13 protein-coding genes are annotated in these 14,388 nt (G+C 60.1%); 9 read left to right on the top strand and 4 right to left on the bottom strand.

Features of this window, described 5'->3' with window-relative positions:
• Nucleotides 1-1,112: 1,112 nt before the first annotated feature.
• Together parA and GWC77_RS22425 are read left to right on the top strand one after the other, a co-directional pair.
• Nucleotides 1,113-1,775: a ParA family partition ATPase gene (gene parA, locus GWC77_RS22430; protein WP_173260413.1), complete on the top strand. Its 663-nt coding sequence runs from the start codon at nt 1,113-1,115 to the stop codon at nt 1,773-1,775.
• Nucleotides 1,776-1,799: 24 nt separating this feature from the next.
• Complete coding sequence (locus GWC77_RS22425) at nt 1,800-2,849, top strand: ParB/RepB/Spo0J family partition protein (protein WP_173260412.1); 1,050 nt, start codon at nt 1,800-1,802, stop codon at nt 2,847-2,849.
• 77 nt (nt 2,850-2,926) lie between these two features.
• Here GWC77_RS22425 and GWC77_RS22420 read toward each other — a convergent pair whose 3' ends face one another.
• Nucleotides 2,927-4,285, bottom strand: a complete 1,359-nt coding sequence (locus tag GWC77_RS22420) for a replication initiation protein (protein WP_173260410.1) — start codon at nt 4,283-4,285, stop codon at nt 2,927-2,929.
• 1,862 nt (nt 4,286-6,147) lie between these two features.
• Between GWC77_RS22420 and GWC77_RS22415 the strand changes: the two genes are divergently transcribed.
• Complete coding sequence (locus GWC77_RS22415; protein WP_254367094.1) at nt 6,148-7,356, top strand: DNA-binding protein; 1,209 nt, start codon at nt 6,148-6,150, stop codon at nt 7,354-7,356.
• 112 nt (nt 7,357-7,468) lie between these two features.
• Here the strand turns inward: GWC77_RS22415 and GWC77_RS22410 are convergent, their stop codons facing one another.
• Both GWC77_RS22410 and GWC77_RS22405 read right to left on the bottom strand, forming a co-directional pair.
• The gene (locus GWC77_RS22410; protein WP_173260409.1) at nt 7,469-7,852 is read right to left on the bottom strand and encodes a DUF2471 family protein; all 384 of its coding nucleotides are present in this window, start codon (nt 7,850-7,852) and stop codon (nt 7,469-7,471) included.
• Nucleotides 7,853-7,930: 78 nt separating this feature from the next.
• Nucleotides 7,931-8,551 (bottom strand): helix-turn-helix domain-containing protein, encoded by a 621-nt coding sequence (locus GWC77_RS22405; protein WP_173260407.1) that lies wholly within the window; start codon nt 8,549-8,551, stop codon nt 7,931-7,933.
• 162 nt (nt 8,552-8,713) lie between these two features.
• On the opposite strand from GWC77_RS22405, the gene GWC77_RS22400 reads away from it, so the two are divergent.
• On the top strand, nt 8,714-9,913 hold the full coding sequence (locus GWC77_RS22400) for a glycine C-acetyltransferase (protein ID WP_173260406.1): 1,200 nt from the start codon (nt 8,714-8,716) through the stop codon (nt 9,911-9,913).
• Between the two features lie 19 nt (nt 9,914-9,932).
• Nucleotides 9,933-10,964 carry an L-threonine 3-dehydrogenase gene (gene tdh, locus GWC77_RS22395; RefSeq protein WP_173260405.1) on the top strand — a complete coding sequence of 344 codons (1,032 nt, stop codon included), beginning with the start codon at nt 9,933-9,935 and terminating at the stop codon, nt 10,962-10,964.
• A 10-nt stretch (nt 10,965-10,974) separates the two neighbouring features.
• Here tdh and GWC77_RS22390 read toward each other — a convergent pair whose 3' ends face one another.
• Nucleotides 10,975-11,646: a YceI family protein gene (locus tag GWC77_RS22390; protein WP_173260403.1), complete on the bottom strand. Its 672-nt coding sequence runs from the start codon at nt 11,644-11,646 to the stop codon at nt 10,975-10,977.
• Nucleotides 11,647-11,732: 86 nt separating this feature from the next.
• Here GWC77_RS22390 and GWC77_RS22385 point away from each other — a divergent pair, with 86 nt between their 5' ends.
• The 4 genes from GWC77_RS22385 (at nt 11,733) to GWC77_RS22370 (ending at nt 14,258) form a co-directional block, all read left to right on the top strand.
• Nucleotides 11,733-12,365, top strand: a complete 633-nt coding sequence (locus GWC77_RS22385) for a TetR/AcrR family transcriptional regulator (protein WP_173260401.1) — start codon at nt 11,733-11,735, stop codon at nt 12,363-12,365.
• Between the two features lie 55 nt (nt 12,366-12,420).
• Complete coding sequence (locus GWC77_RS22380) at nt 12,421-12,909, top strand: nuclear transport factor 2 family protein (RefSeq protein WP_173260399.1); 489 nt, start codon at nt 12,421-12,423, stop codon at nt 12,907-12,909.
• Nucleotides 12,910-13,083: 174 nt separating this feature from the next.
• Nucleotides 13,084-13,623: a hypothetical protein gene (locus GWC77_RS22375; protein WP_173260397.1), complete on the top strand. Its 540-nt coding sequence runs from the start codon at nt 13,084-13,086 to the stop codon at nt 13,621-13,623.
• Between the two features lie 56 nt (nt 13,624-13,679).
• A complete protein-coding gene (locus GWC77_RS22370) occupies nt 13,680-14,258 on the top strand; it encodes a trans-aconitate 2-methyltransferase (protein ID WP_173260395.1) in 579 nt (192 codons plus the stop codon).
• The last annotated feature ends 130 nt before the right edge of the window (nt 14,259-14,388 follow it).

The raw sequence follows: 14,388 nt of genomic DNA, 5'->3' as shown, positions 1-14,388 counted from the left end.
GTGAACAACTTCTCGGTGAATGTGTCGCTACCGCGCATGATCTTCAGGAGGCAGACAGGGCTTTCTTATCAACGCTTCGGCCACCTCGTCCGATGACCAGGCGAGTGGTATTTCAGCAAGCTGTTAGTGCATGTGCTCCGGAAATACGTGGCGCGCTTCGAGAGATAAGCGTGCTGCGCGACGGCAGGACAGCGGGGAGTTGTTAGGAAACCAATTGCTCGTCGTCGAATTCAATGTATTTTTATTTTTTGTCGAAGGTATCGCGATGACGTAGTAATGAGCTGGCTCCGGATCGGTTCGCGTCTTATGGACTGTAAGACCGTGGCGCAGCGGGTGCTGTTAGAAGGTGCCTGCTCGGCGCCGATTGGCTGGCGGTCGCCTCTGGCCAGGTTACGGGCTACTCGTCAGCCCCAGCGCAACGTTTGGTTGTCATTTGGCACGGGCAACCGTCCGCGGGAACTGAGGACTTTATGCGCATAAAGCGTTGCCCAGTGGCCGACGACCGGAAGAGTGCAAAAGCGCGATCACCGAGGGGCGCGAGCCACGAAGACCGGTCTGCGACGGGGCATCAAAGAGTGGACGCCATTCCGATCCGGCGATAGGCGCCTGATACAGGTGTCCGTCGATCCAGAAAACGCTTTCGGCCGACGCAATTGCGCAAGCATTCAATGTCGCCACGCCGCGCGCGCTCGGCGTGCGGTTCGCGTCATGCACGCGCTAGATCCACGAGACGCTAGCCAGTGTTCTGGGTTGTTCAGATCCGCACGATGTAGTCGGCTCTCGGCTCTCGGCTCTCGGCTCTCGGCTCTCGGCTCTCGGCTCTCGGCTCTCGGCTCTCGGCTCTCGAACCAGCTTAAAGACAACGCCCGATGATGCAAGCTGCGCCCCGTAAGCTAGGGCGTTTCGATGGGAACCGCCCACCACGCAAAAAGCCGCTGTTGACGTCCAGCGACGAAGGCCTCTCATCGAAAAACGCATCCCGCTCGCGCCAAGGGCGGTTTATGCGCATAAACCCTCGTCCAAACGACATATCGTCGCGCAAGAGCCACATAAATCATTGAAATAAAAAATCTCCCAGGTAGAATTCATCGACCTGTTACGGAGCGAATAAATTGGCAGCTGAGATCGTCGCGGTTACCCAACAGAAAGGCGGAGTCGGCAAAAGCACCATCGCTATGCATCTCGGTGCGGCTTTTCACGAGAAAGGCAAGCGAGTCCTCGTGGTCGACGCCGATGGCCAAAACACTCTCATTCATTGGTCGAGCGCGTCGTCCGACGGAGACACCGGCATCCCGTTCCCGGTCGTCAATCTCGCAGAGGCAGGGGGGCAAATTCACCGCGAGATAAAGAAGTTCATCGGCGACTACGACGTTATCGTCGTCGATTGCCCGCCGTCTATTACGGAGAAAGTCTCGGGCGTGGTCCTGCTTGCCGCGTCGATTGCAGTGATTCCGACGTCGTCGTCGCCCGCTGACTACTGGTCGAGCGTAGGACTGGTCAAGCTTGTTCAGCAGGCGCAAGTCATGAACGAGGATCTGAAGGCGGTATTTCTACTCAACAAGACCGAGGAAAAAAGAATGCTGACGCGCGAACTCAAGCGCGCGCTGGAAGACCTCGGCTTCCCATTATTGAAAACACAGATTCCGACGAGAGAGGCATACAAGCAGGCAATGGCTCTCGGTCAGACCGTATTGCAGATGAACGACCGGGGCGCGAAGCTCGCCGCGGCGGAAATTCGCGCTTGTGCCGACGAGATCGCGGCCTTGCTCCCCTGAGTTTATGCGCATAAAGGACCCTCAATGAAACCGTCCCAATTCGCCAAAGGCTTTCAAGCGCGGCCGGATACCACGAGCAGTGAAAAGCGAACGGCGCTCGATCGGCTCAACGCCATCGATACCCTCGTCAAGAACGATGCAGCATCGCCTTCGAAGCTGACGCCGAAGACGACCACGATGACTGCTCCCGCTGATAACGATGATGCGAACGAGTCCCCCGAATACCGCGCTTGGCGCGTGACCCATGGCTACACTCCGGGGCAAGTTATCGAGCTCGATCTCAAGGCGATCAAACCGAGCCCATTCAATCCGCGCCATTTCTATATCAAGGCTTCGATCGCGGAGCTGGCGGTGAATCTGGCGAAGCAAGGGCAACAGCAGGCCATCCACGTCATTCCCGACTACGGCAATCCGGGCACCTACTTCGTCAGCGACGGCGGCCGTCGTGTCCGAGCGCTCAAGGAGGCCAACAAGGAAACCGTCAAAGCCATCGTCGTTGACCTTCCCGTCGGCATCCAGAGCTATAAGCTTGGCTACGATCTGAACGTCCAGCGTGATTCGCAGACGGTTTTCGACAATGCGGTAGTGTGGCGTCGCTTTCTCGACGAACAGCACTTCCAGAGCCAAAAGGAACTCGCTGAACATTTGGGCCTCGACGAATCGACCGTCGCGGTAGCACTCTCTCTGTCGAAACTGCCCGAATCGATCATGCAGGAGATGGTTGCCAGGCCCGATCGCTTCGGCTCGAACATGGCTTATCAGGTCGGCCGATATCATGCCGCGCGAGGTGTCGAAGCCACGCTGCGACTGATCAACAAGATTCTCTCGGACGATCTGAGCACGCGCCAAGTCGCCGACATCGTCAAAGGCCGCACCGGCCCGCAGGAAAATTCCAAGCCCGTTGGCAGGCAGCGTTACGCCCAGCGCGTGGAGATCAAGTTGGACGGCGCGTCGGTGGGAGAGTTGAAATCCTACGGCGATGACCGCATCGAGTTGCGGCTACGTGGGCTGGCACGGGAAAAGCGCGACGAGATTCTTCGCCAGCTCGAGGCAATTCTGCTGCCCGCACAGTAGGGCAGCGTGCCCCGAAGACGAATCGCAGAAGAAGGGGTGGGGTGGGATAGGGCGAAGCGAAGATACCGCAGCGGCGCCTACGCAGTCGCGCGCGAATGGCGAAGCGTAAAGGCGAGTAGATCGCCGTCCGTCGGCTCACCCCAAGTCTTGCGTGCGAGCCAGTCGAAAAATGCCGTTTCGACCAACTTGGAATTGAGCCCACGGCGGCGCCATTCGTCGCGCATGTGCGCACCGAGCTCAGCCAGGGTGTCCTCCTCGAACGAGCGCCTAGCCAGCTCCTGCTCGGACTCGCCTTGCTCCTCGTAAAGCGCCTTGGCTTCCTTGCGGCGGTAAGCGCCATACTCGTCGACGAGCCGTGCCTTGAGCTCGTCCGTGGGCGCCGAGATAGCCGAGGCCTTGGCCGCACCTTCTGCCGGCGCTGGAATCTCCACGGCAGGCGCATAGCCTTTCTTCAGCGCGTCCTTGAACAAGGCAGCCGCGCTGCGAACGGGGGGCAACGTGGTACTGCGCATGCGTTGCTCGGTCATCTGCAGCGCGGCGCGTATTCGATTCTCTTCACTGTCCGCATAAAGCGCTTGCGCTTCCTTGAGCGGAATGCCGAGCTTCACCATGCGGTCCACGAGTGTGCTGTCGAAGACGTTCGGATGTTCATCCAGCGCGAGCATGGGCTGTTTGCGCTCGGTCACCCGAAACTGTATCTCCGCCACCCTGCGTCCCTCGCGATGTTCGATCAACTCGACGAAGATGTTCGTCACCGCATTCACTTCGGCGATAGCGGGCCGCAGGTAGTCGCGTTTGAAGTACTTGTACTCGCGTTTCGCTTCGTCGCCAGCTTCCGTATCGGGCGTACCGGAGAGAATCGGCCGCCACCACGCCCACGATTCGCGCATTGTGAGGTGGCTCGGATTCGTCAGGTAGCGCACACAAATCTCGTACAGCGCCAAGCCCGCGCTGCTGCGCAATTGGCTTTGAAACTGCAGGCTCAAGCGTGCATACTGCACCGGGTCGAGGAGCTTTTTCTTGATCTTCGGCGCGAACGAAAACTCCACCCACACGCGGCGCGTGGCGGGATCTTCGAGGATTTCCGCATCGGCAATCAGCGTCGAGATGCCCCACTTGCGCCCCGGCTTCTGGCTCGACGTGCCCTGGCTCCATTCGACCTGCACGGACACCATGCGACGCAAATGTTCTTTGACGAGCGCCGTGTCGTTCGAGTCGAAGGCGGAGTTCGCAACGATGTCCGACAGCAGTGCCCTGTACGTATCGCCCGAATCGTCCGCCTGCTGCGCAACAGCCAGCAGGACGTTGAACAGCTTGCGGGTGAGCAGCGTGATTTTGCCGCTCTTCGGCTGAATCGCGATGGCCTCGACCGCTTTGCGCAACTCGGCGGAGCTTGGACTCACCACATCGGTTTTCTTCGCGCGCTTCGTTGCCATGCGTCAGGTCAAGAAGAGATTTGCCAAGAGCATACCGGAGTGCGGTGAACCTCGTCTATAGGCAGGCTCTCACCGTGTTTGGTGAATCTGGCCAAGAAACGGCGCCTCACCTCCGGTGAATCCCGAAAACGCTCACCTAGCCGGAAGACGGAGTCGCGCAACGAGCGTTGTCTGTTGCGGCATAGCGCAAAGTGAGTGGTCGACAGGCGGTGCGAAATGCCTGCGCAGGGTCCTGAATAAGCTCACTTTATCGATTGTCGCGATTTCACGACGAACCCGCGCTCCGCCCGGAAGAACCCGCTTGACTCGCAGGCTGACTCACATATTCCCAGATGGTCGAACTCGCGCGCTCACACCTCGACCGACGCGCGCAGAGCTGCAAGCAATAGGCAACGCCGCTGCAAATCGCAACGACGTCCGCAACCTGGCGTACGGCGAAGCGCTCGCGGGGCCCGTAGTGCGATATCGGCTCGCAGCAGGTACCGACAGAGCATCCCGAAACCCCTCACCTGACATACCGTACAAGGCCCGTCCGATCGCGGTCCCAACCGCAACGCCCGAAAAACGGCCTTCGCAATGGTCCTGAAAACACTCACCTTTGTGCCTCGCGACGAGCGATCCGGCTCTCGTCGACCATGGATCCGCTCACCCCCGCAAAGTCTCACCTATCGATCAGTGCTCAGCAAATTTATCTGTCGCTACCTGCACTTAGAGACAACTCCTCGAGAAACCTCTTTCATCGCTGCCTCTCCTGTATTCCCTCACCTCAGACAGACGAACCCCCGATGAAAGAGCTATGCCGCCATCCACGAAAGCTCCCCGCAAACCCTCACCTTTGCGTCTACCGCACGCCCCGATAAGCACTCACCAATCAACGCCGGCGCGGCTCGCGGCGAGAGTAATGACTGACTTTCTTAGTCCCCAGAGGCGACCGGCCTCAACGCATCCCGCAAATACTCACCTTCGAGTGCGCGCAGGCATGCTCCTGTTAAATGGCGCAGCAATTTCGCAAAGGTCCCGAAAATGCTCACCGTAGAAAATGCCGCCGGAGAGCAGCAGAACGCGCGAAGGCCGTCGACGCGAAACCATCGGCATAGTCCCGTAAAAGCTCACCCTTCAGAGGACCTCCCCGGCAAACGGCGATGTGCTCCTGAAAAGCCTCACCTCAAATGGGCCATGGTTCCCGTGTTTGCTCACGTTGGCCTCTCAGGGGGGTAGATTGGACATGTAAATCGCGGTGCACAGCGCTCCCGAAACACCTCACTTACTCGATGGTGCTACCGGATCCTCGTGCCACGAAGGGCGGGACGCAGGCGCCCGAGCGATCCCGTAAAGGCTCACGTTTCGGCGAGCCCGTCTTCGGTCGGGCTCCCGAATCCGCTCACGACCTATCCCGCAGCGGCTCACGGTCATTCCCGAACCCCATCACGCAACGCTCCCGCAACGTCTCACGATTGCCCCCGCAAAAGCTCACGTTGCACCGCGCAAACCCATGAGCAGCAAGGGATTACGGAGTCGTTAACGTTTTTAAATAAGGTTCAAGGGTGTTTACTTCTATGACTCTCAAGAAAGACCGTCGTGTGTAGTTGAAAAATGTTGGGCAAACCTCCCACGGCTGGAGGACACGTGTGCGTGAAACATGAGCGCTATCGACGGTGCTTGGATACTTCCCTTTGCAATCAAAGGTTTGCTTGAGCTCCTTCGCTTTGTTTCACGGATCTGCTCGCACCGCCCCGCCGCGGAAGCCCTCGGATCGACGATGCAACTGGTCAGTCGCCGAAAAACGACAGATCGACGTTCTAACGTATTGTTTGCTACGTAATCCGTTATGATCCGAACGCATTGAAACCGAGTTTGCGTTCATGTCCATCCTAGACGAGCAACGACAGCTGATCCGGCAAGAGTTGGAATCGATGAAGGCCCGCGGCCTGCATCGCCGCGAATTGTCGCTCCATGCGTGCAAGCGGTTGTTTTTCGATTTGGGCATCCGTCCTTCGATGGCTACTGTGCGGGAGTTGACGCAAACCGGTAGCGCGAGCGACATCCCAAAAGACATCGATCATTTCTGGGAACGTATTCGCGAAACTGCGAAGGTCAAGATCGGCGCAGGGGCGATTCCGTCGTCGCTGGAAGACAAGGCCGGAGAACTGCTCGGCGAGCTGTTCGAGCAGGCACTCGCGCATGCGAAAGAAATGCTCGAGGCCGAGCGCCTCGAAATACAGGCGACACTCGAAGACGCTCAACGCCGCGTGCGTGATGCCGAGGTTCGCCACGAAACGCTGAACGAGGCGCTCCAACGCAGCGAGTCTCTCGCTCAGACTGCTTGGGCACGCGTACGCGAACTCGAGGCCGAGTCCGCCAGTGCGCAGACACAGCGCGCATCGAGTCACGAGGCATTGTCCGCTACCGCAGCGCGACTCCTGGTCGACAATGAAAAGCTCGCCCGGTTGCTCGATGACGAACGCGCGACGAACGCAAAATTACGCGAACGCATCGATTCGCTTCACGCGGAAATGCGGCAAAACGCGGAGCACTACGCCGCTCAGATCAAAGATGCGATCGCCGAAGCCGAGCGCCGGGTCAAGCCGATGCTGGTCGAGCTCGATTCGTTGCGCAGTATGGCCAGTACCTATCAGGCCGGAATTCGCGATGCCAGCCGGAAAGAATTCGACTTCATTCAGCAATTGAGTGCCGCCAAGGGAAAGGCCGATCGCCTCGAAACGCAGGTGCGCGGGCAGTCCGACGAAATCGATGCCTTGACGCGCGAGCTCGATGCGCTACGTGCACGCTCCGCTGTTTCGCCGGAATTAGCCGATGTCGTCTGCGAGCTTGCGCTGGCCGGCCGACTGAGCGATGCGCATTTCGCCACGCTCGGAACGCTGCTCGATGGGCATGTATTGCTGCCCGCTCGTTGCCCGAAGTGTCCGGATGGCGAGCCGGAACTCGGTCAACTCGACGATGGTTACGAATTGCAGTGCCCCGAATGCGAGCATTCGTCGGGGGTCGGCCATTCACGGCTCGAAGCGGTAACCCGCTTCATGAGCGGGCACGGCACAGATTCGCATGCCTGACGGGTCGAGCTGCCTGCGACTCAGTCCGCCCGGGGCCCGACGCTCAAGGTGAGCTTTTTCGGGAGGGCTTGCGTGAGTGTCTCCAGGAGCCGTCCGCGCATGCACGCGCCGCTTAGCCGCGCTGGCCTTGAGCGCGGGGTGACCGGTCCGCCTGCTTTCGCGTGCCGCCGGCCGGCGGTTTTTCCTGTGCTTCTTCATACGCCGCGACTGCGAACGCCAGCGCGGCTGGCAGCGCGTTCGATCGCCCGAACGTGGCGGGGTCGTCTGTTTCGGGATAAGCCAGGTCCGCCGGGCGCTTGAACAGATCGAGGATGAACGCTTCGTGGCGGCTTGCGAAACCGAGATCGGCGAGCGCCTCGGCTTCGATGGCATGAAGCAGGCGCCATGTCAGCGGCACGCCCTGGACGATGTAGCGCGCTGCGATATGGCGGACGATTTGTTCGAGGTCGCGGGCTGCCGCCCGCAAGCGTATTGCAGCGAGGTCTTGTTCTCTCATGGCCGGTTCGAATATCGAGATAACCTGTACAAATATACAGTATCGTGACCGAAGACTGCAGCCAGTCGAGCGTTGAAATTATCCGTGGATGACGACGAGCAACGCTTTGGCTTCACTTTTGCCAGCATTGCGCACCGCATGATCGACATCCGCCACGTAACGCGCCGTATCGGCGGTTTTCAGGCGCTTGACCACCCCGTCGACCTCGACCTCGACCGAACCTTGCAGCACGGTCAGATGTTCGCGCGTACCCGGTTCATGAGCATTGGAGACGAGGGCGCCCCCGGCTTGCAACGTCAATTCATACCATTCGAATTTGCCCGCGAGCTCGATGGGGCCCCATACGCGCAGTTGATACTTCGCTTCGTGCCCATCGAGCGTCGGAATATCGTGTGGACCTGCTACGGTGATGGTTTCCGGCGCTTTGTGCGTGGCGAACAGCTGGTCGAGGCTGACGCCGAGCGCGTTCGTCAACCGCCATGCGACAGCGATGGTGGGATTTGCCTTGTCGCGCTCGATCTCCGACAGCATCGACTTCGACACCCCCGCTGCCCGAGACAGGTCGTCGAGCGTCATCTTGCGATCCATTCTGAGCCGCTGAATTTGCTCACCGACGCGCGGTGGCGCGGCGCTGGCGGGGCTCGCTCCAACGGCGGGTGAAGACGCGTGCGGGCCGCGCCGGTTGCCCGTGCTTGCCATTTGGTTTCCGATCGCTTAAAGTTGTTCGATATATCGAACTTATGTTCGAAAAATTGAAATCGTCCGATATCGACGATGACCGACTATAACAGCTACATGAGCGCATCGACCCGCGATCCGGGGAGGGCGCGATTCGTACCGACTCTCACAGGAGCAGCAACGATGCGCGAAACCTATCTTGCCCATTTGCGCAAGACGATCGACCAGATCCGGGCCGACGGTTTTTACAAATCCGAGCGCGTCATCGCCAGTCCGCAATCCGCAGCCATCCAGCTCGCAAACGGCGAAAAAGTGCTGAATTTCTGTGCGAACAATTATCTCGGTCTCGCGAACGATCCGCGCATGATCGCGGCGGCGAAGCAAGGGCTCGACGACGATGGTTTCGGCATGGCATCGGTGCGATTCATTTGCGGCACGCAATCCGTGCACAAGACGCTCGAACATGCCATTTCCGAATTTCTCGGCACAGACGATTCGATTCTCTATTCGAGCTGCTTCGACGCAAACGGCGGATTGTTCGAGACGCTGACGGACGAGAACGACGCCATCATCAGTGACGAGCTCAATCACGCGAGCATCATCGACGGCGTGAGGCTCTCGAAAGCCAAACGCTACCGCTACAAGAACAACGATCTGACCGATCTCGAAGCGAAGTTGCGCGAGGCCGACGCGGCCGGGGCACGCTTCAAGCTGATTGCAACCGATGGTGTCTTTTCGATGGACGGCATCATTGCGAATCTCGCCGGCATTTGCGAACTCGCCGATCGCTATGGCGCGCTCGTCATGGTCGACGATTCGCACGCGGTCGGCTTCATCGGCGAACATGGCCGTGGCACGCCCGAATACTGCGGCGTCGAGGGTCGCGTGGACATTCTGACGGGCACACTCGGCAAGGCGCTTGGCGGCGCGTCGGGCGGTTATGTCGCGGCGCGCCGCGAAATCGTCGAACTCCTGCGCCAGCGTTCGCGTCCTTATCTCTTCTCGAATACGCTCGCGCCCAGTATCGCGGCAGCATCGCTCGCCGTGCTCGAGTTGTTGCGAAGCGACGAAGGCGCCCAGTTGCGGGGTCGCGTACGCGCCAATGGTGAGCGTTTTCGGGAGGCAATGAGCGCGGCCGGTTTTACGCTCGTGCCGGGCGAACATCCGATCATCCCGGTGATGCTTGGCGATGCACAAATGGCTTCGCGCATGGCCGATGCGTTGCTGCAAGAGGGTGTCTACGTCATCGGCTTTTCTTATCCGGTCGTGCCGAAAGGGCGTGCGCGCATTCGCACGCAAATGAGCGCGGCGCACACGCCCGAACAGATCGATCGTGCAGTCAACGCCTTCAAGCGGGTCGGCAAATCGCTTGGCATCGTTTGAAAGGCAAGGGGCGAAAACGATGAAAGCACTGGCGAAACTGGAGCGGGCGCCTGGTTTGACGCTGACGCGTGTGGCGAAACCCGAGGTCGGTCATAACGATGTCATGATCCGCATCAAGCGGACCGCGATCTGTGGAACCGACATCCATATATGGAAATGGGACGACTGGGCGCAAAAGACGATTCCCGTGCCGATGCAGGTCGGCCACGAGTACGTCGGCGAAATCGTGGCGATGGGGCAGGAGGTGCGCGGTTTTTCCATCGGCGATCGCGTATCGGGCGAAGGTCACATCACCTGCGGCTTTTGCCGCAACTGCCGAGCCGGACGCCGGCATCTGTGCCGCAATACCGTGGGGGTCGGCGTCAATCGCGCGGGCGCATTCGCGGAATTTCTCGTCATTCCTGCATTCAACGCCTTCAAGATTCCCGACGAGATCTCCGACGATCTCGCGGCTATTTTCGACCCGTTCGGCAATGCGACGCATACGGCGCTCTCGTTCAATCTCGTCGGCGAGGATGTGTTAATCACCGGCGCGGGCCCCATCGGCATCATGGCGGCCGCGATAGCGCGGCATGTCGGTGCGCGCAACGTCGTCATCACCGATGTCAACGACTATCGCCTGGCACTCGCGCGCAAAATGGGGGCGACGCGTGCCGTGAATGTCGCGCGCGAATCGCTGCGCGATGTCATGGCCGAACTGCACATGACGGAGGGCTTCGATGTGGGCCTCGAAATGTCCGGCGTCCCGAGCGCGTTCACGAGCTTGCTCGAAGCGATGAATCATGGCGGCAAAGTCGCGTTGCTCGGTATTCCTCCCGCGCAAACGGCGATCGACTGGAACCAGGTGATCTTCAAGGGCCTCGAGATCAAAGGCATCTATGGCCGCGAGATGTTCGAGACCTGGTACAAGATGGTCGCGATGCTCCAAAGCGGGCTCGACTTGTCGCCGATTCTGACGCACCGCTTTGCGGTCGCGGACTACGAAGAGGCGTTCGCCACGATGTTGTCGGGCGAAAGCGGCAAGGTGATTCTCGACTGGACCGACGCTTGAGCGTCGGGCGCTATCGCGCCTCGCCGTTCGCGTGCTGGGCGAACTCCGCTTCGATTCTGACGCGCACATCGTCGCCGACCGCGGGGTACCACGTCCCGAGTCCGAATTGCGAACGGCTGAAGTGTCCTTGCGCGGAAAAGCCGAGCTTGTTTTCCTTGGTCAGCGGATCGACGCCGTAGCCGTTGAATTTCAGATCGAACACCACGGGCCGCGTCACGCCACGGATCGTCAGATTCCCTTCCAGCTTGCCCTCGGCGTTGCCCGTGCGCATGACGCGCGTGCTGACGAAGCGAATCGTTGGATGGTTCGCTGCGTCGAACATATCCGGTCCTTTCACCAGCTTGTCCAGCAGCGCTACGTTGGTGTCGACGCTCGATGCGTCGATCGAGACGTCCACGGTGCTCGCTTCCATGCCGCCCGGCTTCCAATCGAGCGTCCCCTGCGCTTTGTCGAAGCGCATCGTAAAGCGCGAATATTTCAAATGGTCGACATCGAACGTGATGCTCCAATGATGTGCGTCGAGCGCATAGCTGCCCGAGGGAACGCGCGCTTCGTCCGTGCCGACGGTATGCGTCACCACCCGCAATGGGGTGCATGCGGGCAGCAAGACGGTGCTCGTGGCGATCAGCGCGAACAGCGTGGCGTACGCGGCTTTAACGCGCGCGGTCTTGAGTTCTTTCATCGAGGTGGTTGAGCGTTCGATCGGGCTTATAGCTTATATGCGAAACCTCGATTGACAAGGGAGAACGATCGTTCTACCTTAGCGCCATGGCAAATACGGATCGACATCGCGCCGGCGAGCACGAACGCGGCTCCGCAGGGAGCAGTGTGCGCGACAAGCTGCTCGACGCCGCCGAGGCGCTCGTTTATGCGGGGGGTATTCATGCGACCGGCGTGGACGCCATCGTCCGGCAGTCCGCGACCACGCGCAAAAGCTTTTATACGTACTTCGAATCGAAAGATGCGCTGGTCGCCGCTGCGTTGCGGCGGCGTCACGAACGCTGGATGAGCTGGTTCATCGAGGGTACGCGGCGCAGCGGGAAGACGGCCCGCGAGCAATTGCTGGGGATGTTCGAGGTGCTGCGCGAATGGTTTGTGTCGCCGGACTTCCATGGGTGCGCGTTCTTGAATGCGTCGGGCGAGATCGGCTGCGCCGAAGACCCGATTCGTGTGGTCGCACGCGAGCACAAGGCGCAGTTGCTGCAATTCATTCGCGTGATGTGCGACGCCTATGTCACGGACACAGGTCGAGACACAAAAGCGGCCGCATCGCTTGCCAGGCAATGGCTGATTCTGATCGACGGGGCCATTGGCGTGGCGCTCGTGAGCGGCAGTGCCGGCGCGGCGCGGGATGCGCGCGCCGCGGCCATGACGTTGCTCGATGCTCGCGCATCGGTATAGCGGCGCGCTCTTGCGAACAAAGACTTTCTCACTAGCCTGAACGTAAGGAGGGACCATGTCGGATCCGAATCATTCGAACGAATCGCGGCCGCCATTTCCGCCGTTTACTCGCGAAACCGCCATTCAGAAAGTGCGCGCCGCCGAGGATGGATGGAATACGCGCGAACCCGAGCGCGTCGCGCTCGCTTACACGCCGCAAAGCGTCTGGCGCAACCGCGCCGAATTCGTCAATGGGCGAGACGAGATCGTCGCGTTCTTGCGCCGTAAGTGGGCGAAGGAGCTCGATTACCGCCTCATCAAGGAGCTCTGGGCGCACGACGGCAACCGGATTGCCGTGCGATTCGCTTACGAGTGGCACGACGATTCGGGCAATTGGTTTCGCTCCTACGGCAACGAGAATTGGGAATTCGATGCAAATGGTTTGATGGCGCGCCGGTTTGCGTGCATCAACGATCTGCCGATACGCGAAAGCGATCGGCTCTACCGCTGGCCGCTGGGGCGCCGGCCGGACGATCATCCGGGGTTGTCCGATCTCGGGCTTTGAGGTCGGTTGTCCGTTCACGCGTAAAGGTCGCGGGTTCGATCTGTTTCAACCGAGCGTGTCCTCGGTTCCTCGTGCGCGGTTTGCCAGCGTATTGCGGTACAGTGCGCGGCTAGCGGCCTCGAGCCGTACGAACGAGAACTCATGGCCGGCGCCAGACCGGCGAACGGAGCGGACATGCATCGTTGGAAAGTGGTGGCACGCTACGCGCGGAAATCGATCGCACGCGTGGCCTTGTCGACGGCGACTATTGCCGCGGGCGTCCTGTCGTCATCGGTGCCGGCGCATGCGGCCAACTGGTGCGGCAGCGGACTCTGGATCGATGCGATGATTGCGTCACATCACATTCATCCCGAGCAGTCTTTCGAAGACGTGAATCCAGGGCTCGGCGTGGAGTGCTGGCTCAACGGTCAATGGGCGTTGACCGCAGGCGGGTTCCGAAATTCGCTTGCTCGTCCGTCGTGGTACGGCGGGGGCGTGTGGGCGCCCGAATTCGTTCACTGGGGATTCGTTCGGCTCGCCGTCATGGGCGGCATCATTTCGGGATACAACTATGGCAGATGGGGCATCGGTCACGATCATTCGATCGGGCCGGTGGCCGCACCGATCGTCATGGTGACGTATAAGCGCGTTGGCATGAATTTCATTCTCGTGCCGCCGATTCCTTCCGACAATCTGCCTTTCACGATCGGGTTCCAATTGAAGATGGGGTTTTAGGCGATTGCGCGGCCCCAACGGATATAGACCGACATAGCGATTTCAGGCGATCCTCCATGCCTTCGATGTCCGACATCTTTGCGATGCTCATATTGGCGACCAGCATCGTCGTCGCGCTCTCGGTGCTGATCTATTACTTCGTGACGGGCGTCGTTCCGATGTCGTCGAGCCGTGCCGAGGCGGCCGAAGTGATTGCCTTGCTGAAAGAGGCCGGCGTGCGGGAGCAGGCGGTTCTGTACGAGCTTGGCTGTGGGTGGGGCATGCTCGTGAGCGCGTTGGCTCGTGCTTTCCCCGAAGCACGCATTCACGGAATCGAAATATCGCCATTCCCCTACTGGATCGCTCGTTTGCGAACCCGGAACATGCCCAACGTCCGCCTGCAAAGAGGCGACTTCTTCGCATGCGATCTGCGCGACGCCGATGCCGTTGCCTGCTATCTGATGATCAAGCCGATGCCGAAGCTCGCCGCCTTTCTGGACACCATGCTGAAGCAAGGCACCCCGGTGGTGTCCCTCGCATTCGGCTTTCGGGACCGGCAAGCGGCCGCGGCGCGAAAGGTATCGGGGTTGCCAGGCACTGCCACGTTGTACGTTTGGCCTGCGCTTCGTCGGCAGCCGTCGAGCACTCAGCGGTAACCGCCTCTTCCCGTTCGTCCCGCGTTATCGGCCTGCACCTGCAATGGCTACCAACCCGGCGGCCTGCGGTGAGCTTTTACGGGAAGAGTGCGGGCGAGCTCGACGCGAGCAGACTGACCCACCGCACAGA

This window comes from Paraburkholderia sp. NMBU_R16 (assembly GCF_013282575.1).
GTDB lineage: Bacteria > Pseudomonadota > Gammaproteobacteria > Burkholderiales > Burkholderiaceae > Trinickia.
Note: the sequence above shows the minus strand (reverse complement) of the source record. Positions and strands in the feature narration are given on the sequence as shown.